This window comes from Bradyrhizobium sp. LA6.8 (assembly GCF_040547935.1).
Taxonomy (GTDB): domain Bacteria; phylum Pseudomonadota; class Alphaproteobacteria; order Rhizobiales; family Xanthobacteraceae; genus Bradyrhizobium; species Bradyrhizobium barranii.
The window spans coordinates 1,276,747-1,297,175 of the sequence record NZ_JBEPQQ010000001.1; the positions used below are offsets into that span (position 1 = coordinate 1,276,747).

Genomic DNA, 20,429 nt, shown 5'->3' on the forward strand with positions numbered 1-20,429 from the left:
GGGGTGTGGTTGCTCCTGTTCGAGAATGCCCGATCGCTGCGACCGGATAATCGCGAAAAACTTGTCATCACTTGTCGGCTGTGGTGAACAATCGGCCATGGACCGATTTGACGCCATGCGCCTGTTCGTCCGCCTCGTCGAACGGCAGAGCTTTACGGCTGCGGCTGCCGACCTCGGCATTCCCCGCTCGACGGCGAGCGAGGTTTTGCGCGGGCTCGAGGCGCGGCTGGGCGCACGGCTGCTCGAACGCACGACACGACATGTCACGCCGACTCTCGACGGCGAGGACTATTACCGCCGCTGCGTCGCCATCCTCGCGGAGGTCGAGGAAGCCGAAACCACGATGCGCGATGCGCGACCGCGTGGCTTGCTGCGCATCGACGCACATCCTTTGCTGACCCGCACTTTCATCTTGCCGCACCTGCCGGAATTCCTGGCGCGCCATCCGCAGCTCGACTTGCAGATCGGGCAGGGCGACCGTTTGGTCGATCTCGTGCGCGAGGGCATCGATTGCGCGATCCGGTCGGGCGAGCCCGAGGACAGCGGGATGATTTTGCGGCGCCTCGGCACGGTCGAGGAAATCACGGTGGCGAGCCCGGGCTATCTTGCCAGCCACGGCATGCCCGCGACGCCTGATACGCTCGACGGCCATCAGATGGTCGCGTTCATCTCCTCGCGCACCGGCGATGTGCTGCCGCTGGAGTTTTCCGTCGCCGGCGCGCTGCGCAATGTCGTGCTGCCGAGCCGGGTTCGCGTCAACAATTCCGACACCATGGCCGATCTCGCGCGGCTCGGCTTCGGCCTGACGCAGGCGCCCCGCTATCGCTTCGCGGCGGATCTCGCCAGCGGTGCGCTGGTCGAGGTACTGGCCGGCTATCCGCCATCGCCGACGCCGCTCTCCGCGCTCTATCCACAAAACCGACAGCTCGCGCTCCGCCTGCGCGTCTTCCTCGACTGGATATCAGGCATCTTTGCCGAGGCGAAGCTGTAGCGCTTCGTAGCCCGACAGGTAAAGCACCCGAACAGTCGGTCAATCCGCTCTGCCGGAATTCGGAAACGGCATCGTTGCGAGCGCAGCGGAGCAATCCAGAAATATCCGCGGAAAGACTCTGGATTGCTTCGCTGCGATCGTATTGACGATGTTGGAACAATCGCCCGCCTCTTTGTGAGTTGTGCCTGCGCCACGAGCCGCTACCATGTGACCGCTCCCGACCACGGGACGCACAGCGAGCGGAGGCGACATGAGCGGGCAGGAACGCAAGGCAAAAGGATCGGACCTGTTTGTCGCGGCGCTGGAGAACGAGGGCGTCGATCGCATCTTCGGTATCCCCGGAGAGGAAAATCTCGACCTCGTCGAATCGCTGCGCACCTCCAAGATCGAGCTGGTCCTGACCCGCCACGAGCAGGCCGCGGCCTTCATGGCCGCCACGCACGGTCGGCTGACCGGCAAGCCTGGAGTGTGTCTCTCGACGCTCGGCCCAGGCGCGCTCAACCTGTCCACGGGCGCCGCCTATGCCCATCTCGGCGGGATGCCGATGATTTTGATCACCGGCCAGAAGCCGATCATGAGCAGCCGGCAGGCGCGCTTCCAGATCGTGGACGTGGTTGCGACCATGAAGCCGCTGACGAAGCTCTCTCGGCAGATCATCAGCGCCTCCAGCATTCCGACCGTGGTGCGCGATGCCTTTCGCGTGGCGATGGAGGAACGGCCGGGGCCGGTGCATCTCGAACTGCCCGAGGACATCGCGGGTGATGAAGTGCCGGCTGTCCCCGTGATCCCGGTCCATCCGATTGAAATTCCGGTCGCCCATCGCGCCGCGCTCGACCGCGCGGCCGAGATGATCCTGGCCGCAAAACGTCCCTTGGTGATGATGGGAGCTGCGACCAGCCGGCCGAGCTCGACCCACGGCATCGCCAGCTTCGTTCGGCGAACCGGCATTCCGTTTTTCACGACACAGATGGGGAAGGGCACGGTGCCCGGCGGCACCAATCTCTACATGGGCACGGCGGCGCTGTCCGAGCGCGACTACGTCCATGACGCGATCGATGCAGCCGATTTGATCGTGGCGATCGGCCATGATCCGATCGAGAAGCCGCCCTTCATCATGGGGCCGTCGGGACCGAAGGTCATTCACGTCAGCTACACGCCGGCAAGCGTCGAGCTGGTCTATTTCCCCGATGCCGAGGTCGTCGGCGATGTCGGCCCGAGCCTGGAGCTGCTCGCCGACCGGCTCGAAGGCAAGCTGCCGCAGGCGGCGGCGCTGTTGCCGTTGCGCGAGGAGATCCTCAGGCACCTCGCCGACCGCGCGACCGAGGCGCGCTGGCCGCCAACACCGCAGCGCATCGTGCACGACATCCGGCAGGTGATCCCGGAGAATGGCATCGTCGCGCTCGACAACGGCATGTACAAGATCTGGTTCGCGCGCAACTACCGAATCCGCGTCGCCAACACGCTGCTGCTCGACAATGCGCTGGCGACGATGGGCGCCGGTCTGCCGTCGGCCATGATGGCCGCGATGCTCTATCCCGAGCGCCGCGTGCTCGCGGTTGCCGGCGACGGCGGCTTCATGATGAACAGCCAGGAGATGGAGACCGCCGTCCGCCTCAAGCTCAATTTGGTCGTGCTGGTGCTCGAGGACAACGCCTACGGCATGATCCGCTGGAAGCAGGCCGTCGATCACTTCGCCGATTACGGCATGACATTTGGCAATCCCGATTTTGTCGTCTATGCGAAGGCCTATGGCGCCAAGGGCCATCGCATCGAGAGCATCGACAGCTTCGGCCCGACGCTCGATGCGGCCTTCAAGGAGGGCGGCGTGCATCTGGTAGTGATCCCGATCGACTATTCGGAGAATGTGCGCGTGCTGGTAGATGAACTGCGGGCGCACGAGAAGTCGAAGGCGTGATGTGGTCGATGCTCTCGCCACATCGTCATTGCGAGCGCAGCGAAGCAATCCAGAATCTTTCCGCGGCGACAGTCTGGATTGCTTCGTCGCTTTGCTCCTCGCAATGACGGAGTATGCTGATCAGCCAAAATCCGATAACAACCTGCATCAACGTAGCTCAACCAACCACAGGAATAAGACATGACTCGCGTTCGCTGTATCACCGAGATGGGCATGGGCGTCGACGTTCACGGCAGGGACGCCACCAAGGCGGCGAAGCGTGCGGTGTCGGATGCCATCAGGCATTCGAGCCTTGGTTTCTTCCGGATGATCGGCAAGACCGCGAACGACATGTTCGTCGATGTCACGATTGCGGTGCCCAACCCTGAGGCGGTGGACAAGGACGCCGTTGCCAAGGAGCTGCCTTACGGCACGGTGACCGTGACTGCAGTCGAGGGCGGGCTGGAGATTCCCTCGGCCACGGAAGTGGCCAACGATCCCATCCTGATCGCCAATGCGGCGGTGATCGTCAGCTTCGACAAGGACTAGGCCGGTGTCCGACAGCGATGAGCGGCTACTGGATCGTCCGATCTGGAGTGCGCTGACGACGAGCCAGAAGCATCTTGCGGAGGGCGGCCCGCGCGCGCGGCGCTATCCCGTGGACATGACACCGTTTGCCGACATGGTCGACATGTCCGAGGCAAGCTTCGCCGCGCTCGGTGATCTCCTGGCGGGCTCGCAGGTTGCCGCGCTGTTCACGCCGGAGCCGGTCGACGTTTCCGCCAATTTCAAGGTCGTTCTGGCCGAGACCGGCGAGCAGATGATCGGCTCGCCGGCCGACAGCCCGCTTCGCGATGCCGAAATCGTCACGCTCGGCGCGGCCGATGTCGCGGCCATGATGGCGCTGACGGAGCTGACCAAGCCCGGTCCGTTCGCGTTGCGCACCCATGAGCTCGGCACCTTCCTCGGCATCCGCGTTGGTGGAGAATTGGTCGCGATGACGGGCGAGCGGATGAAGCCGGGCAAGTTCGTCGAGATGACGGCCGTCTGCGTGCATCCGGACTATCGTGGGCGCGGCTACGCGCAGGCGCTGCTCGCGGCGGTCGCGCGCCGGATCGAGGCGCGCGGCGAAATTCCGTTCCTGCACGTGTTTTCTCATAACGCCTCGGCGATTGCGCTGTACGAACGGCAGGGCATGAAGATCCGTCGCCGGCTGCACGTCACGGCGCTGATGAAGATTTGAGGGCCGATCGGACGGTCTTCATTTCCCGCGAAAGCCCGCTATATCCATCCCAACCATAATTTGGGGGAAACACATGGACGTCAGGACAACGGATTTTTCCGCCGCACGGACGGCGATGGAACGCTATGTCGATCAGGAGATCATTCCGGGTGTGTCCTGGGCCGTGCTCCGTGGTCATGAGGTGGTTGACCAGCAATGCGTCGGCTTTGCCGATCGCGAGGCGAAGACGGCGCTCCGGTCTGACCATATTTTCCGCGCGTTTTCCAATACCAAGATCTTCGTGACGTGCTCGATCATGCTGCTAGTCGAGGAGGGCCGCATCGGGCTTGATGATCCCGTCGAAAAAATCCTGCCGCAGCTCGGCAATCGTAAGGTGCTGAAGCAGGGTGCCGCTAGCCTTGCCGATGTCGAGCCGGCGAAGAGCTCGATCACGATCCGCCAGCTGCTGACCCACAGCTCGGGCCTCAGCTACGGCATCTTCGATCCCGGCACGGTGCTGTTCAAAGGCTATAACGAGGCGCGCGTGCTCAACCCGCTCACGCCGCTGACCGACATGATCGACAAGCTTGCCGATCTGCCGCTGTCTTATCATCCCGGCACGGGTTGGGAATATTCGGTGGCGACCGACGTGCTCGGCCGTGTGGTCGAGGTTGTCTCCGGCCATGCGCTCGACACCTTCCTCAAGGCGGGCATCTTCGATCGCCTTGGTATGGTCGACACCGGCTTCTCAGTGCCCGAGGCGCAGCACGGCAGGCTGGTTGCACTCTATACCGGCGCCGACGTGCTCGATCCGATGAAGCCGGGCCTGACGCGGGCCGACAATCTGCCTTATCCGCAGGCCTATCGGCGGCCGTTTCCGCGGCTCTCGGGCGGCGGCGGTCTGGTCTCGACCTTGCCCGACATGCTCACGCTGGTACGCGCGCTGCTCCCCGGTCCGGATGCGCTGCTGAAGCCCGACACGCTGCGGCAGATGATGACGAACCAGTTGCCCGCGGGCCAGACCATCCGATTTGCCAATCTCGGGCCGATTCCCGGCAAGGGCTTTGGTCTCGGCGGCGCCGTCACCTTTGCGCCGACGCCGTTCGATCCCCCGAATTCGACCGGCGAATTCCAGTGGGGCGGGCTTGCCGGCACCCATTGGTGGATTTGTCCGCAGGCCAACACCGCCGGCGTGCTGATGGCCCAGCGCCATATGGGCTTTTGGAACCCCTTCTTCTTCGAGTTCAAGCGCCTGGCCTACCAGGCGGTCGGGGGCTGATCGCGAAAAAATCGCCGGCGTCCGCGAATCCTTTCTGGCCTTCGCGTCCTCTTGATGGTCGAGGCATTTTGCTTCGGCTCATTTCGGAGGATGTGATGGCATTCTACAGGAAGAATATCGGCGGTCTGCATCAGGCCGTGCGGGTTGTGCTCGGAATTGCGGTTGCGATTGCCGCATTCGTATATCTCGCCGGCGTCGCGGCATGGCTGGTGGCGCTCGGGGGCGCAGGCTTCGCACTGACGGGGCTCGTCGGCTATTGCCCGATGTGCGCGATGGCCGGGATCGGACGAGGAGGCGTGTCGTGAGTGCGGCGGCGATCTCGTCAAGCCTGTTCGAGGCGGCCCGGCTCGGCGATCCCCAGGCGATCGCGTCCCTGCTTGAGACGGCGCAGCCGGATATCCGCCGCTACGCACGCGCCACCTGCCGCAGCTCGGCGGATGCCGAGGATGCAACCCAGGAGGCGATGTGGATCCTGTTCCGCCATGTCGGCACGATCCGCTCGCTCGTCGCTCTTTCCGCGTGGCTGTTCAGCGTGGTCCACCGCGAATGTCTGCGGCTCGCGCGCAAGGCGGGGCTTGCGCCATCGATCGACGACGGCGAGGCGGAGGCTCTGCTGCTGTCGCGCTCCGAAGCGGATTTGCGGCTTGACGTGGCGGCTGCGTTCGAAGCGTTGCCCGCGCACTACCGCGATGTCGCGCTGATGCGGGACGTCAAGGAAATGACCATCGACGAAATCGCCGCCGCGCTCGGTGCGTCCAGGCAGACCGTGAAGGCGCGCCTGCATCGCGCCCGCGCCCTGATGCGCGAATATCTGACGAGGTGAGACATGACCGATTATCAAACGCCTGACGATCTGAAGTCTGTCCCGGCTTTCGTAGCGCTGGCGCCGCTCGAGGCCAACGCGTTCCTTGCCTTCAACCACGCGGTCGAGCGCAAGGACGGTTTGATCCCGCCGAAATACCGCGAGCTGATCTCGCTCGCGGTCGCGCTCACTACGCAATGCGCCTATTGCCTCGACGTGCATACGGCGCAGGCAGCGAAAGCCGGCGCGACGCGGGAGGAAGTCGCCGAAGCGGCATTGATCGCCGCGGCCGTGCGCGCCGGTGGTACGCTCAGCCATGCGCTGCTGGCGCAGCGGTTATTCGAGCGCCATCGAGACGAGGGAGAAGCATAGATGTCTTGTCGACGTCGGGACGCATGATTTGCCAAACTATCTCGGTCTCGATGGGTTTCGCTTCGGCTGGGTCGCAGCCTGGATCGACGAGCGCGGCGATCACGGCTTCGATTATTCGCCGGGCCTGACGCGCTTGCTCGCGATGCCGCATGCGCGTGCGATGATCGACATGCCGATCGGATTGAATCCGAGCGGCTATCGTGTGTGCGACTTGCGCGCACGCGAGCTGGTCGGCCCTGCCGTGTTTCTTGGCGCGCGCCGCGATCTCTGGACATTTCCCGACATGGCGGCAGCCAATCGCCACTATTGGGAGCGGGAAGGCAAGGGCAGGGGCGTTTCGGCGCAGCTCTGGAACATCAGAGACAAGATCAGGGACGTCGACGAGATCATGACGTCGGCGCGGCAGGCGACAATTGGCGAAGCGCATCCGGAATTGATCTTCTGGAATCTGGCGGGCCGAGTCCGTCTCCCGAAGAAGACGTCGGCGCAAGGTCGTGAGCAGCGTATCGCGCTGCTGGCGCAGCGCGGCTTCACGCGCTTGGAGACATGGCTGACGCAGCGTCATGGCACCGGCATCGGCCGCGACGATCTCATCGACGCCTGTGCCTGCGCGGTCGCGGCCCGCGATAGCACACAGCGTGTCGGTGGCGAGGAGGTCGATCCGCGCGGACTGCGGATGGAGATCAACTATTGAGGTCGCGGTCGCGCGCGTCTCGATTCGGGATAAAGTGGCAAATTATTTGAGGCGTGCAGGAACTGTCGATGGTCGGCCCGCGTTCCCCGTTCGAACCGATGACGGAGAAGCTCGCGCGATGAAGGATGCCAGTCAGTTCGCGACCGCGATGCTCGCGCTCGTTTTCACCGGAGCGCTGCTCGTCACCGGGCAGCTCTTCATCGAGCAACGCGCGCAGCGCGATATTGCTTACGTCGCCAGCCATCTGCTGCGGCCCTTGTAGTCCGGCTTCGATGCATGATCACTGCTCGGCCTTGCGCGGTTCGACGGCTCGCCTAGATTAGGCGGCATCTCACGAACGAAGCAGGGGTTCCGATGCCTGATCTGTCCGCCTTTCCCATCACCAAGCGCTGGCCTGCCAGGCATCCGGAACTGCTTCAGCTTTATTCGTTGCCGACGCCGAACGGCGTCAAGGTGTCGATCATGCTGGAGGAGATCGGTCTGCCTTACGAGGTCCACCTCGTCGACTTCGGCAAGGACGACCAGAAGACGCCGGAATTCCTCTCGCTCAATCCGAACGGCAAGATTCCAGCGATCCTCGATCCAAACGGTCCGGGCGGCCGGCCGCTGCCGCTGTTCGAATCCGGCGCGATCCTGCAATACCTCGCCGAGAAGACCGGCAAGCTTCTGCCGGAGGACGCCGCGCGCCGCTACCAGGCCATCCAGTGGTTGCATTTCCAGATGGGCGGCATCGGACCGATGTTCGGCCAGGTCGGCTTCTTCCACAAATTCGCCGGCAAGGATTTCGAGGACAAGCGGCCGCTCGACCGCTATGTCAGCGAGGCCAAGCGTCTGCTCGGCGTGATGGAGACGCATCTTTCCGGCCGGCAGTGGTTCATGGATGACGACTACACCATCGCCGATATCTCCATGCTCGGCTGGGTGCGCAATCTCATCGGCTTCTACGGCGCCGGCGATCTCGTCGAATTCAGCCAGTTCAAGTCGGTCGGTGCCTGGCTCGAACGGGGGCTGGCGCGTCCTGCCGTGCAGCGCGGGCTGAACATTCCGAAGCGGCCGTAGAATCAGGTCAGCGCCTTATGCGTCATGTAGAGCGCCATCACCGAGATGAGGGCGATCATGACCCTGTGCAGCACCGCTTTGCTGACGCCGTTGGCCGCGCGTGCGCCGAGATCGGTGCCGATCCAGAGGCCGGCGAGAATCCCGATGATGGCCGGCCAGCCGACCATGAGCCCCTTGCTCCAGTAGATCCAGGCCGCCGGAATGTTGGTCGGGATGACCGAGAAGATGAGGCTGACGAGTTGCGCCTGGTGCTGCGGGACGCGTAGGCCCGCGGCGAGGCCGACGGTGATCGCGAGCCCGCCGCCGATGCCCATGAAGCCGGAGGAAAATCCGGCAAGCGCGCCGATGAGGAGCAGGGGGAGCCAAGGCAGTTCGTCTCGGTCAACGGCCGCGTGGCTCCCGTCCTTGCGGTCGCGGCGCAGGATCAGAAGGGCGATCAATGCGACGAGATAGACGACGTAGGTCCATTGCAGCACCGAGTCGGAGACCGCCGCCGCGGCGTAACCGCCGCCCGCACCGCCGACGAGAAATCCGAGGCCGATCCAGGCGATCCATTGCAGCGGGCTGCGATTGCCGCTCTGCCAGTAGCGGCGTACGCCGGCGAGGCCAGTGGGCGGGACCTGCGTGATCAGCGACGTCCCCTGGGCGACATGCTGCTCCGCGCCGAGCAGCAGCACTGTGAAGACGACAAGCCCGCCGCCCGGGCTCGTTCCCATGAAGCCCGATGTCAGCCCGCCGACGAGACCGACGCCGATGCCTGCGAGGAGATCGTGAATCCAGGACATCGCTTACGTCCTGGTTCGTCGCTTGATGTCAGGCCTGGTCGTGCGAAATCCCTCGATCACGCCGCCGACGGCCATCATGCAGGCCTCGATGTCAAAATCCTCGCCCCAGCATTTCTGCAGTACGAAGCCCTGGAAGATCGCGATGAGCACGCGCGCGATCGCATCGGCGTCGAGGTCGCGCTTGATCAGGCCGTCATGCTGGCCGCGCTCGACCAGCGCCACGATCAGCGCGCGCGGCATGTCGATGCCTTCGACGACGCTGGTGCGGACGCGGCGGTTGCGCAGGGCCTCCGCCCAGCCGTGGATGCCGACGCGACGCCGCGCTTCGCCGGCGGGATCGGTGAGCCATTGCGCGTAGACGCGGATCAGCGCGTGGAGTCCTTCGATCGGATCACCCGATCCCTGCGCAACCGAGTTGAGCACGGCCTCGCGACGATGCCGGTCGTCGGCGAGCGCCTCGATCAAATCGTCCTTGCTCTGGAAGTAGAGATAGACCGCGCCGTGGCTCAAGCCCGACCGTTTGACGATGTCGGCCATGCCGGTCTGGTGAAAGCCTTGCTCGGCGAAGCAGGCGAGGGCCGCTTCGAGGATCTGCTGCCGCCTACCTTCGCGTTGCTTGTCGCTGATCTTGGGCATTTTGGCAGTCCATAAATAACTGACAGATCGGTCGTTTTGACCGTTTGCTCGATGCGGCTCCTACAAAGCCGGGTATTAATAAAAAACGATCAGTCAGTCATTTTTATTATCAAAGGCGATTTTGGTCAAGTCCAGACGGTCCGGAAACAGGAGGATCAACCATTACCGGGGGCTATGGCTGAGGTGACGGCGGCCCGGCCCGCGATCGCGGGGCTAGAACAGCCGTCCGCCGTTCGGCACAGGCTTGCTCGGCTGCACCAGCACGACCTTGCCCTCGGCATCGGGGAAGCCGAGCGTCAACACCTCGGAGACGACCGGGCCGATCTGGCGCGGCGGGAAGTTCACGACGGCCGCGACCTGCTGCCCCACCAGTGTCTCGAGCGGATGATTTTCGGTGATCTGGGCCGAGCTCTTGCGCACGCCGATCGCGGGACCGAAGTCGATCCACAGCCGCCAGGCCGGCTTGCGCGCCTCCGGGAACGGTTTTGCATCGACGATGGTGCCGACGCGGATATCGACCGCGAGGAAGCTGTTGAAGTCGATGGTTGGCGACACGGCCGCGGCGGGATCGTGAGTGACGTGCATTGATGTATCCGTTCGGAGAGCGAGGTTCGTTCGCAATGTTGTCGCGCGAACCGGAGTTTCGTACAACGCTGCAGTCATCCAACGACGCATGCGCGAGGAAGGTCTTGCCCAACATCATCTACGGCATCAAGAACTGCGACACCATGAAGAAGGCGCGCGCCTGGCTCGACACCCATGGCGTCGCCTACGAGTTCCACGACTACAAGGCGGCGGGCGTCGAGAAGGACAAGCTCAAGCAGTGGAGCGACAAGGCTGGCTGGGAGACGCTGCTCAATCGCGCTGGCACGACCTTCAAGAAGCTGCCGGATTCCGACAAGGAAGGCCTCACCGAGAAGAAGGCGCTGGCGCTGATGCTAGCGCAACCATCGATGATCAAGCGGCCGGTGCTCGAAGTCGGCGGCAAGCTTCTGGTCGGCTTCAAGCCGGACATCTATGCCAAGGAAGTCAAGGCCAAGTAAGTCAAGGCCAAGTAGGTCGGCGCCAAATCGCACTGCCCCCTAAATCAGCTCGACGATCTCGGTGGTGACGCCGGGCTGATCGGCGAACTCGACGAGGTCGGCGGCAGCGATCCGGCCGGGAGCGCGATGGAAGAGATCGCGGTCGATCACCGTGCGCAGTTTCGGCCGCGGCAGCGCGTCATTTCCGCGCATCAGATTCTTGATCTCGAAACCGCCGTCCTCGCAGAACGTCTTGAGCGAGGCGATGACGTGGCAGACCTTGCCGTCGGTCTGGAACGGCAGCAGCAGCCGTTCATAGGCAACCACGCGGCCATAGATGTCGTCGACGTCGGCCACGCTGTAGACCGGAAGGCCGCGCGCCACGCATTCATAATAGATCGGCATCACGAAGGGTGCGAGGCGCGGCCCGATATAGTCGTCGAGCAGAACGCCCTTGCCGGTATGTCCATAAGCGCGCGAGATGCGCGTGCCTTCGCTCTGGATGATGAGGCGCGGCGTCGGCGCCGAGATGTCGACGGTATAATAGATCAGATCGGACAGCTCTTCCTCGAGCCGCGCGGGCTGATACTCCCAGATCGCCGGCACCATCTGCCCGCGCGCATAAAGTCGCAGCCACGTGTTCAGGAGATCACGCTGCCTGATCGACTTGACGACAGAAGGAGCGGCGCTTGCAAAATCCAAGGCAATTTCCAAGACAATATTCCCGACGCATAAAACCCGCGCATGATCCATGCGGCGGGAAAATTTTCTATGAAGGCTGGCGCGCGGGATGAAAGACCGTTAACGACGGCTTGATGACCGGTGCCTTGCGAACCGGGAGGCCGGGCAGGCGACATCAAAACGCGTCCGACTAAGGGAGCATAAGCCTCCCGGCCGGAGACCTGATCTGCTCAGCTTTCCGCCTTGCCTAACCCCCGTCACCTCCGGCATATTCCGCGCCCGGAGGCGACGTTCCGGGACAGGCTCCAAGGCCCCCGGAAAGCCGAAGTAACTAAGGACAGCCACGCGTATTGTGCGGGCAGGGGGAAATCTGTTTGGCCGATGAGTTCATTCTCGAAACGGAAGGCTTGACCAAGGAGTTCGCGGGCTTCTTCGCCGTCCGCGACGTTGCGCTCAAGGTTCGCCGTGGGAGCATTCACGCGTTGATCGGCCCGAACGGGGCGGGCAAGACGACGTGCTTCAATCTTTTGACCAAGTTCCTCAAACCGTCCGCCGGCAAAATTCTGTACAAGGGGCAGGACATCACGGCGATGGCGCCAGCCGACGTGGCGCGCCTGGGACTGGTCCGTTCATTCCAGATCTCGGCGGTGTTTCCGCATCTCACCGCGCTGGAAAACGTTCGCGTCGCGCTCCAGCGCCAGCACGGCAGTTCCTTCGATTTCTGGCGCTCCAAGTCCGTGCTCAACCGCTTCAACGATCGCGCGCGTGAACTGTTGAACGATGTCGGCCTCAGCGAGTTTGCCAATACGCCCGCGGTCGAGATGGCCTACGGCCGCAAGCGCGCGCTCGAGATCGCAACGACGCTCGCGCTCGACCCCGAGATGATGTTGCTGGACGAGCCGATGGCCGGCATGGGCCACGAGGACATCGACAAGATCGCGGCGCTGATCAAGCGCATCTCCGCGAAGTACACCATCCTGATGGTCGAGCATAATCTGAGCGTCGTGGCCAATCTCTCCGACATCATCACCGTGCTGACGCGCGGGCAGGTGCTGGCGCAAGGCCATTACAGCGAGCTCACCAAGGACGAGCGCGTCAAGGAAGCCTATCTGGGAGCCGGTCATGCGTGAGACTGCAACCGCGGACGCTCCCGCAAAAGCCGCAACCGGCGGCAACATCCTCCAGGTCCGCAACCTGGAAGCATGGTACGGCGAGTCCCACATCCTGCACGGGATCAATTTCGACGTGAACGCGGGCGAGGTGGTTACGCTGCTCGGCCGCAACGGCGCCGGCAAGACGACCACGCTGAAGTCGATCATGGGCATCATCGGCAAGCGGACCGGCTCGGTGAAGTTCAACAACCAGGACATCATCCGCGCGACCTCCGACAAGATCGCGCGGATGGGCATCGCGTTCTGCCCGGAGGAACGCGGCATTTTCTCCAGTCTCGATGTGCGGGAGAATTTGTTGCTGCCGCCGGTGGTTCGCCCGGGCGGATTGCCGCTCGAGCAGATCTTCGATCTGTTTCCGAATCTGAAGGAACGTCTCAACAGCCAGGGCACCAAGCTCTCCGGCGGTGAGCAACAGATGCTCGCGATCGCGCGCATCCTGCGCACCGGCGCGAGCTTCCTGATGCTGGACGAGCCGACCGAAGGTCTTGCGCCTGTCATTATCCAGCAGATCGGCCACACCATTGCACGGCTCAAGAAGGAGGGTTTTACCATCCTCCTGGTCGAACAGAACTTCCGGTTCGCATCCACCGTCGCCGACCGCTATTACGTGGTCGAGCACGGCAAGATCATTGACGGATTTTCCAATTCGGAGCTTGCCGCCAACATGGACAAGCTCCACACCTATCTCGGCGTCTAAGACGGCCAAGCGTCAAACGGCCACGAGAAAATTCACGAGGGAAGTAGCATGAAAAAGTCGATTGCGTCGTTTCTGCTCGGCACGGCGTTGGCCGTCACCACGGCTGGCGTAGCCTTTGCGCAGGACAAGACCGTCAAGATCGGCGCGCTGTCCGATCAGTCCGGCCTCTACGCCGACCTCGGCGGTCCCGGCTCGACGCTCGCCGCCCAGATGGCCGTCGAAGATTCCGGCCTTGCGGCGAAGGGCTGGAAGATCGACATCATCTCCGGCGATCACCAGAACAAGCCCGACATCGGCACCGCGATCGCGCGGCAATGGTTCGACGTCGACAAGGTCGACATCATCGTTGACGTGCCGAACTCCGGCGTGGCGCTCGCCGTCAACAACGTCATCAAGGAAAAGAATGGCGTCTACATCAACTCGGGCGCCGCGACCTCGGACCTCACCAACGCGCAGTGCTCGCCCAATACGGTGCACTGGACCTACGACACCTACATGCTGGCCCACACCACGGGTCAGGCTCTGGTGAAGGCCGGTGGCGATAGCTGGTTCTTCCTGACCGCGGACTACGCCTTCGGTGCGGCGCTCGAGCGCGATACCACGGCCGTGGTCACCGCCAACGGCGGCAAGGTCGTCGGCGGCGTCAAGCATCCACTCAACACGCCCGACTTCTCGTCATTCCTGCTGCAGGCGCAGGCGTCCAAGGCCAAGATCATCGGCCTTGCCAATGCCGGCGGCGACACCACCAACTCGATCAAGCAGGCGGCCGAGTTCGGCATCGTCAAGGGCGGACAGAAGCTCGCGGCGCTGCTGCTGTTCCTCACCGACGTCAAGGCGATTGGCCTCGAGACCGCGCAGGGCCTCAACTTCACCGAGACGTTCTATTGGGACATGGACGACAAGACCCGGGCCTTCTCCAAGCGCTTCTCCGACAAGATGAAGAACAACGCGCCGCCCACCATGGTGCAGGCCGGCGTCTATGCGGGCGTGCGTCACTATCTCAAGACGCTGGAAGCGCTCGGCGGCAATCCCCATGACGGCGTCAAGGTCGTCGAGAAGATGAAGTCGTTGCCGACGGAGGACGACCTGTTCGGCAAGGGCGAGATCCAGCCGAACGGCCGCACCATCCACAGCGCCTACCTGTTCGAGGTGAAGAAGCCCTCGGAGTCCAAGGGGCCGTGGGACTTCTACAAGCTGGTCGGCACCGTGCCGGGCGACCAGGCTTTCACGCCGCTGTCCGAGAGCAAGTGCGCGCTCTTGAAGAAGTAAGATAACCGCCCGCAGGCGATCAGGCCTGCGGGCGATTTTCAGGCAACGCCGAAGGGACCGGGTGCGGGATCGATGCAGGCTCTTTACGCTCAGCTACTGGTGGGATTGATCAACGGCTCGTTCTACGCGCTGCTCAGTCTCGGGCTTGCCGTGATCTTCGGCATGCTCAACATCATCAATTTCGCCCACGGTGCGCTCTACATGATGGGCGCGTTCGTTGCCTATTTCCTGCTGAGCCTCGGCGGCATCAACTATTGGTGGGCGCTGCTGATCGCGCCTGTTATCGTCGGTATCTTCGGCATGATCCTGGAACGGACCATGCTGCAATGGCTGACGGGGCTCGACCACCTCTACGGCCTGCTCCTGACCTTCGGCATCGCGCTGATCGTGCAGGGCGTGTTCCAGAACTATTTCGGCTCCTCCGGTCTGCCTTACGCCATTCCGGACCAGCTCAAGGGCGGCATGAATCTCGGCTTCATGTTCCTGCCGATCTATCGCGGCTGGGTCGTCATCTTCTCGCTGGTGGTGTGTATCGCCACCTGGTTCCTGATCGAGAAGACGCGGCTCGGTGCTAACCTGCGCGCCGCCACTGAAAATCCGACGCTGGTGCGCGCTTTCGGCATCAACGTGCCACGCATGATTACGCTGACCTACGGTCTCGGCGTCGGCCTTGCCGCGCTCGCCGGTGTGCTCTCGGCGCCGATCAACCAGGTGCGGCCGTTGATGGGCGCCGACCTCATCATCGTCGTGTTCGCGGTGGTCGTGATCGGCGGCATGGGATCGATCATGGGCTCCATCATCACCGGCTTTGCGCTCGGTGTGATCGAGGGCCTGACCAAGTATTTCTACCCCGAGGCCTCCAACACCGTCGTGTTCGTGCTGATGGTGCTGGTGCTCTTGGTGAAGCCAACGGGACTGACGGGAAGGGCGGCCTGATATGACAGCCTTGACGGACGACACGCTGCCGGTAACCCCGCGCGCGATGCGTGACGAGATGGTCGTGTTCGTGGTGATGGCGCTGCTGCTGGCGTCGGTGCCCTTCACGGGCGTCTATCCGTTCTTCGTGATGCAGGCGCTGTGCTTTGCGCTGCTTGCCTGCGCCTTCAACCTGCTGATCGGCTATGGCGGCCTGTTGTCGTTCGGCCACGCAATGTTCATGGGCACCGCCGGCTATTGCAGCGCGCACGCGCTGAAAGTGTGGGCGTTGCCGCCGGAGCTCGGCATCCTCGTTGGAATCGCCGCGGCGTTCGGGCTGTCGCTCATCACCGGCTATATCTCGATCCGCCGCCAGGGCATCTATTTCTCGATGATCACGCTGGCGCTGTCGCAGCTCCTGTACTTCATCTACCTCCAGGCGCCGTTCACCCATGGTGAGGACGGCATTCAGGGCATTCCGCAGGGGCGGATGTTCGGTTTGCTCGATCTCTCCAAGCCGACGGTGCTTTATTACGTCGTGTTGGCCGGCTTCCTCGCCGGCTTCCTGCTGATCTACCGCATCATCAACTCGCCGTTCGGTGAAGTGCTGAAGTCGATCCGCGAGAACGAGCCGCGCGCGATCTCGCTCGGCTACCGGACCGACCAATATAAATTCCTGGCTTTCGTCCTGTCCGGCACGCTGGCCGGCTTTGCCGGATCGCTGAAGGTGTTCGTGGCGCAGAATGCCTCGCTCACCGACGTGCACTGGACGATGTCGGGCGAGGTCGTGCTGATGACATTGGTCGGCGGTCTCGGCACCATTTTCGGTCCCGTGGTCGGCGCCTTCGCGATTATTGCCATGCAGCAATATCTGGCCGGCTTCGGCCAGTGGGTGACGGTGATCCAGGGCTCGATCTTCGTGGTCTGCGTGCTCACCTTCCGCCGCGGCGTCATCGGCGAAATCGCCCATTACTTCCGGCGCTCGCTATAAGCCTTTGATATCGCACAGATTTTATTGGTGCGCGAATCCGGTGGATGATCCGACTCCGCGGGCGTGAGATGACACGCGCGCGGAGCGGAAATGGTCTATGACAGTTTTGTGACGGCCAGTTCGGGCCGGGCCATTTCCAACCGGTAGCCTATCCCCATGATGCGATGGTTTCGCGCTTTCCTGCCCAAGGAAGAACGGTTCTTCGACCTGTTCGACCGCCATGCACAGACCGTGATCCAGGGCTCGATCGCACTCCAGGGCATGCTCAACGGGGGCGAGGAGACGCCGGTCTACTGCCAGCGTGTCAACCAGTTCGAGAACGACGCCGACAACATCACCCGTGAGGTGCTGACGGCGGTGCGCCGTACCTTCATCACCCCCTTCGACCGTGGCGACATCAAAAATCTCATCACCTCGATGGACGATGCCATCGACCAGATGCAGCAGACGGCCAAGGCCGTGATGCTGTTCGAGGTCCGCACCTTCGAGCCGCCGATGCGGGAGATTGGTGGGCTTCTGATCGAATGCGCCAATCTCGTGGGGCGGGCGTTGCCGCTGATGCAGTCGATCGGCCCGAACGTCGCGATGCTGACCGCGATCACGGAAGAGCTGGGCAAGCTGGAGGGCCGGGTCGACGATCTCCATGACATCGGGCTGAAGGAGCTGTTTCTCAAGCACCGTGATGGCAGCGCGATGGATTTCATCGTCGGCGTCGAGATCTACGACCATCTCGAAAAGGTGGCCGACCGTTTCGACGACGTCGCGAACGAGATCAACAGCATCGTCATCGAGCAAGTTTAGGGCAGGGGTCGCGCCGTGGATGCTGCGCTCGGACTTCCTGTCCTCGTCGGCTTGATCGCCGTCGCGCTGCTGTTCGACTTCCTGAACGGCCTGCACGACGCCGCCAATTCGATCGCGACCATCGTGTCCACCCGCGTGCTGCGGCCGCAATTCGCGGTGCTCTGGGCCGCGTTCTTCAATTTCATCGCCTTCATGGTGTTCGGGCTGCATGTTGCCCAGACCATCGGCACCGGCATCATCGATCCCGCGGTGGTCGACGCCCAGGTGATCTTCGCGGCGCTCGTCGGCGCGATCGTCTGGAACCTGGTGACCTGGGGGCTCGGCATCCCATCCTCCTCCTCGCATGCGCTGATCGGTGGCCTTGTCGGCGGCGGCATGGCCAAGGCGGGGATCTCGGCGGCGGTGTGGAGCGGCCTGTCCAAGGCGGTGCTTGCGATCGTGCTGTCGCCGCTGGTCGGCTTCCTGCTTGCGATGATGCTGGTCGCGATCGTGTCCTGGCTTTCGGTGCGCTCGACGCCGTTCGCGGTCGATCGCGCCTTCCGCATCCTGCAATTCGCCTCCGCCTCGCTCTATTCGCTCGGCCATGGCGGCAATGACGCCCAGAAGACCATGGGCATCATCGCGGTGCTGCTGTATTCGCAGGGCCATCTCGGCGGCGAATTCTCGGTGCCGTTCTGGGTGGTGCTGTCCTGCCAGGCCGCGATGGCGCTGGGCACGCTGATGGGCGGCTGGCGCATCGTCCGCACCATGGGCCTGCGCATCACCAAGCTGACGCCGATGCAAGGCTTTTGCGCCGAGACCGGCGGCGCCGCGACGCTGTTCATGGCGACCTTCCTCGGCGTTCCCGTCTCGACCACCCACACCATCACTGGCGCGATCGTCGGCGTCGGCGCGGCCCGCCGCGTCTCGGCGGTGCGCTGGAACGTCGCGAGCTCGATCGTCTATGCCTGGGTGATCACGATCCCGGCCTCGGCCATTGTCGCGGCGCTGACCTGGTGGGCGGTCCAGATTTTCGTCAGGTGACGAATTTCAGCCCAGCGATGCCGGCGACGATCAGCCCGATGCTGGCGAGGCGGAACGCCGTGGCCGGCTCGCCGAACAGAATGATGCCAAGCGCGGCGGTACCGACCGCGCCGATGCCGGTCCAGACCGCATAGGCGGTTCCGACGGGCAGTGTTTTAAGAGCAAGTCCGAGCAGAATGACGCTGCCGGCCATCGCCACGAGCGTGATGACGGACGGAACAAGCTTGGTAAAGCCCTCGGTGTATTTCAGGCCGATCGCCCAGGTAATCTCGAGAAGACCGGCGACGAACAGGATGCTCCAGGCCATGACGACCCTCCATTCAAGGCAGGGTCGTCCCCGCGGCGGATATGCTGATGAGGGGGGAGGCCGTCCTCCCCGGGAGCGGATATGGGGCTGGCCGTAGGGCTCCGCAATCACCACATGAGGCTTGATCAGGCCCATTTTCCCTGCCAAACGCTCCCGCCATGTCCGACATCGCCATATCAGCCGACTCGCCGGCCCGTTCCCCGCTTGCCACCGAGGTGGCGCGGCGGCGCACCTTCGCGATCATCTCCCACCCGGACGCGGGCAAAACCACGCTGACCGAGAAACTGCTGCTGTTCGGCGGCGCCATCAATCTCGCCGGCCAGGTCAAGGCCAAGGGCGAGCGGCGCAACACCCGTTCGGACTGGATGAAGATCGAGCGCGAGCGCGGCATCTCGGTCGTGACCTCGGTCATGACCTTCGAGTTCGAGGGTCTCGTGTTCAACCTCCTGGACACGCCGGGCCACGAGGACTTTTCGGAGGACACCTACCGTACGCTCACAGCGGTCGACTCCGCTGTCATGGTGATCGACGCCGCCAAGGGCATCGAGGCGCGCACCCGAAAGCTGTTCGAGGTCTGCCGCCTGCGCGACATTCCGATCATCACCTTCATCAACAAGATGGACCGCGAGAGCCGCGACGTCTTCGAGCTGCTCGACGAGATCGAGAAGACGCTGGCGCTCGACACCACGCCGATGACCTGGCCGGTCGGCCGCGGCCGCGATTTCCTCGGCACCTATGACGTCGCCAATGGCGGCGTGCGCCTGCTCGAAGGGGGCGGCGCCAAGACTGGCGCGGCCCAGCAGATCGAGATTGCGGAACTGGCCAAGCTCAACGCCAATCTTGACGTCTCCGCGGTGAAGGACGAGCTCGAGCTCGTCACCGAGGCTTCGAAACCGTTCGAGCTCGCCGCCTTTCGCGAGGGCCATCTGACGCCGGTCTATTTCGGCAGCGCGCTGCGCAATTTCGGCGTCGGCGACCTCCTGCAAGGTCTCGGCAAGTTCGCGCCGGAGCCGCGCGCGCAGGAGAGCGACCAGCGCAAGATCGAGGCGACCGACCCGCGCATGAGCGCCTTCGTGTTCAAGATCCAGGCGAACATGGATCCGAACCACCGCGACCGCATTGCTTTTGCGCGGCTGTGCTCCGGCAAGCTCAGCCGCGGCATGAAGGCGAAGCTGGTGCGCACCGGCAAGAGCATGCCGCTGTCGAGCCCGCAATTCTTCTTCGCGCAGGACCGGTCGGTCGCGGACGAAGCCTTCGCCGGCGACGTCGTCGGTATTCCCAATCACGGCACGCTGCGCATCGGCGACACCCTGACCGAGGGCGAGGATTTCACCTTCGTCGGCGTACCGAGCTTCGCGCCGGAAATCGTCCGCCGCGTGCGTCTCACCGACGCGATGAAGGCGAAGAAGCTGAAGGAAGCGCTTCAGCAGATGTCCGAAGAGGGCGTTGTGCAAGTGTTCCGCCCGCGCGACGGCGCACCGGCGCTGGTCGGCGTGGTCGGGGCGCTGCAGCTTGACGTGCTGAAGGCACGGCTCGAGGCGGAATATTCGCTGCCGGTCGAGTTCGAGGTCAGCGAGTTCCAGCTCGCCCGCTGGGTCTCATCCGAAGATCGCAAGAAGCTCGACACTTTCATCGCCGCCAACACCTCGAGCATCGCCGACGATGTCGACGGCGATCCCGTGTATCTGGCGAGAAACGAGTTCTATCTCGGCTACGCCAGGGAGCGCGCCGAGGGCATCGAGTTCACGAACGTCAAGGACGTCAAGAAGAAGGGGTAGGGCGGTCTCTGCGCGCTGCTGCGTGGCCACACTCCGCTG

The 20,429-nt window shown here is 63.5% G+C and carries 25 protein-coding genes; 20 read left to right on the forward strand and 5 right to left on the reverse strand.

Features of this window, described 5'->3' with window-relative positions; translation table 11 throughout:
- Positions 1-97: 97 nt before the first annotated feature.
- The 11 genes from ABIA90_RS05630 (at position 98) to ABIA90_RS05680 (ending at position 8,313) form a co-directional block, all read left to right on the forward strand.
- Positions 98-991, forward strand: coding sequence for a LysR family transcriptional regulator (locus tag ABIA90_RS05630; RefSeq protein WP_354117562.1), 894 nt, complete (start codon positions 98-100; stop codon positions 989-991).
- 250 nt (positions 992-1,241) lie between these two features.
- On the forward strand, positions 1,242-2,906 hold the full coding sequence (locus ABIA90_RS05635; RefSeq protein WP_354117563.1) for an acetolactate synthase large subunit: 1,665 nt from the start codon (positions 1,242-1,244) through the stop codon (positions 2,904-2,906).
- A gap of 180 nt (positions 2,907-3,086) precedes the next feature.
- Positions 3,087-3,434 (forward strand): Lin0512 family protein, encoded by a 348-nt coding sequence (locus tag ABIA90_RS05640; RefSeq protein ID WP_354117564.1) that lies wholly within the window; start codon positions 3,087-3,089, stop codon positions 3,432-3,434.
- A gap of 4 nt (positions 3,435-3,438) precedes the next feature.
- Entirely contained in the window at positions 3,439-4,128 is a 690-nt protein-coding gene (locus tag ABIA90_RS05645; protein ID WP_354117565.1) for a GNAT family N-acetyltransferase, read from the forward strand.
- A gap of 73 nt (positions 4,129-4,201) precedes the next feature.
- A complete protein-coding gene (locus ABIA90_RS05650; protein WP_354117566.1) occupies positions 4,202-5,386 on the forward strand; it encodes a serine hydrolase domain-containing protein in 1,185 nt (394 codons plus the stop codon).
- A gap of 95 nt (positions 5,387-5,481) precedes the next feature.
- Positions 5,482-5,691, forward strand: coding sequence for a YgaP family membrane protein (locus ABIA90_RS05655; RefSeq protein WP_354117567.1), 210 nt, complete (start codon positions 5,482-5,484; stop codon positions 5,689-5,691).
- Entirely contained in the window at positions 5,688-6,209 is a 522-nt protein-coding gene (locus tag ABIA90_RS05660; RefSeq protein WP_354117568.1) for an RNA polymerase sigma factor, read from the forward strand. Before ABIA90_RS05655 ends, ABIA90_RS05660 begins: the two co-directional genes overlap by 4 nt.
- Positions 6,210-6,212: 3 nt before the next feature.
- On the forward strand, positions 6,213-6,560 hold the full coding sequence (locus ABIA90_RS05665; RefSeq protein ID WP_354117569.1) for a carboxymuconolactone decarboxylase family protein: 348 nt from the start codon (positions 6,213-6,215) through the stop codon (positions 6,558-6,560).
- Between the two features lie 28 nt (positions 6,561-6,588).
- Positions 6,589-7,254 (forward strand): DUF429 domain-containing protein, encoded by a 666-nt coding sequence (locus tag ABIA90_RS05670; RefSeq protein WP_354117570.1) that lies wholly within the window; start codon positions 6,589-6,591, stop codon positions 7,252-7,254.
- A gap of 118 nt (positions 7,255-7,372) precedes the next feature.
- The gene (locus tag ABIA90_RS05675; protein WP_354117571.1) at positions 7,373-7,516 is read left to right on the forward strand and encodes a hypothetical protein; all 144 of its coding nucleotides are present in this window, start codon (positions 7,373-7,375) and stop codon (positions 7,514-7,516) included.
- 92 nt (positions 7,517-7,608) lie between these two features.
- Positions 7,609-8,313: a glutathione S-transferase family protein gene (locus ABIA90_RS05680; RefSeq protein WP_354117572.1), complete on the forward strand. Its 705-nt coding sequence runs from the start codon at positions 7,609-7,611 to the stop codon at positions 8,311-8,313.
- A 2-nt stretch (positions 8,314-8,315) separates the two neighbouring features.
- Here ABIA90_RS05680 and ABIA90_RS05685 read toward each other — a convergent pair whose 3' ends face one another.
- From ABIA90_RS05685 to ABIA90_RS05695, 3 genes are all read right to left on the reverse strand, one after another.
- On the reverse strand, positions 8,316-9,098 hold the full coding sequence (locus tag ABIA90_RS05685) for a sulfite exporter TauE/SafE family protein (RefSeq protein ID WP_247311502.1): 783 nt from the start codon (positions 9,096-9,098) through the stop codon (positions 8,316-8,318).
- Between the two features lie 3 nt (positions 9,099-9,101).
- A complete protein-coding gene (locus ABIA90_RS05690) occupies positions 9,102-9,734 on the reverse strand; it encodes a TetR/AcrR family transcriptional regulator (protein ID WP_354117573.1) in 633 nt (210 codons plus the stop codon).
- A gap of 213 nt (positions 9,735-9,947) precedes the next feature.
- Positions 9,948-10,319 carry a tRNA-binding protein gene (locus ABIA90_RS05695; RefSeq protein WP_354117574.1) on the reverse strand — a complete coding sequence of 124 codons (372 nt, stop codon included), beginning with the start codon at positions 10,317-10,319 and terminating at the stop codon, positions 9,948-9,950.
- A 104-nt stretch (positions 10,320-10,423) separates the two neighbouring features.
- Between ABIA90_RS05695 and ABIA90_RS05700 the strand changes: the two genes are divergently transcribed.
- Positions 10,424-10,777 (forward strand): ArsC family reductase, encoded by a 354-nt coding sequence (locus ABIA90_RS05700; protein WP_014495852.1) that lies wholly within the window; start codon positions 10,424-10,426, stop codon positions 10,775-10,777.
- Positions 10,778-10,816: 39 nt separating this feature from the next.
- Here the strand turns inward: ABIA90_RS05700 and ABIA90_RS05705 are convergent, their stop codons facing one another.
- Positions 10,817-11,509 carry a hypothetical protein gene (locus tag ABIA90_RS05705; protein WP_354117575.1) on the reverse strand — a complete coding sequence of 231 codons (693 nt, stop codon included), beginning with the start codon at positions 11,507-11,509 and terminating at the stop codon, positions 10,817-10,819.
- Between the two features lie 302 nt (positions 11,510-11,811).
- Between ABIA90_RS05705 and ABIA90_RS05710 the strand changes: the two genes are divergently transcribed.
- From ABIA90_RS05710 to ABIA90_RS05740, 7 genes are all read left to right on the forward strand, one after another.
- Positions 11,812-12,567: an ABC transporter ATP-binding protein gene (locus tag ABIA90_RS05710; RefSeq protein ID WP_063983735.1), complete on the forward strand. Its 756-nt coding sequence runs from the start codon at positions 11,812-11,814 to the stop codon at positions 12,565-12,567.
- Positions 12,560-13,306, forward strand: coding sequence for an ABC transporter ATP-binding protein (locus tag ABIA90_RS05715; protein WP_063983734.1), 747 nt, complete (start codon positions 12,560-12,562; stop codon positions 13,304-13,306). Before ABIA90_RS05710 ends, ABIA90_RS05715 begins: the two co-directional genes overlap by 8 nt.
- A 48-nt stretch (positions 13,307-13,354) precedes the next feature.
- Positions 13,355-14,575, forward strand: a complete 1,221-nt coding sequence (locus ABIA90_RS05720) for an ABC transporter substrate-binding protein (RefSeq protein WP_071914736.1) — start codon at positions 13,355-13,357, stop codon at positions 14,573-14,575.
- A 72-nt stretch (positions 14,576-14,647) separates the two neighbouring features.
- Entirely contained in the window at positions 14,648-15,511 is an 864-nt protein-coding gene (locus ABIA90_RS05725) for a branched-chain amino acid ABC transporter permease (RefSeq protein ID WP_063983732.1), read from the forward strand.
- A gap of 1 nt (position 15,512) precedes the next feature.
- Positions 15,513-16,481, forward strand: coding sequence for a branched-chain amino acid ABC transporter permease (locus ABIA90_RS05730; RefSeq protein ID WP_135215252.1), 969 nt, complete (start codon positions 15,513-15,515; stop codon positions 16,479-16,481).
- A gap of 156 nt (positions 16,482-16,637) precedes the next feature.
- Complete coding sequence (locus ABIA90_RS05735) at positions 16,638-17,282, forward strand: DUF47 domain-containing protein (protein WP_014495845.1); 645 nt, start codon at positions 16,638-16,640, stop codon at positions 17,280-17,282.
- A 15-nt stretch (positions 17,283-17,297) separates the two neighbouring features.
- Positions 17,298-18,305 carry an inorganic phosphate transporter gene (locus ABIA90_RS05740; protein ID WP_008143644.1) on the forward strand — a complete coding sequence of 336 codons (1,008 nt, stop codon included), beginning with the start codon at positions 17,298-17,300 and terminating at the stop codon, positions 18,303-18,305.
- Here ABIA90_RS05740 and sugE read toward each other — a convergent pair.
- Complete coding sequence (gene sugE, locus ABIA90_RS05745; protein WP_208086389.1) at positions 18,298-18,612, reverse strand: quaternary ammonium compound efflux SMR transporter SugE; 315 nt, start codon at positions 18,610-18,612, stop codon at positions 18,298-18,300. The genes ABIA90_RS05740 and sugE overlap by 8 nt on opposite strands.
- A 158-nt stretch (positions 18,613-18,770) precedes the next feature.
- On the opposite strand from sugE, the gene ABIA90_RS05750 reads away from it, so the two are divergent.
- Complete coding sequence (locus tag ABIA90_RS05750; protein ID WP_354117576.1) at positions 18,771-20,390, forward strand: peptide chain release factor 3; 1,620 nt, start codon at positions 18,771-18,773, stop codon at positions 20,388-20,390.
- Positions 20,391-20,429: the final 39 nt, after the last annotated feature.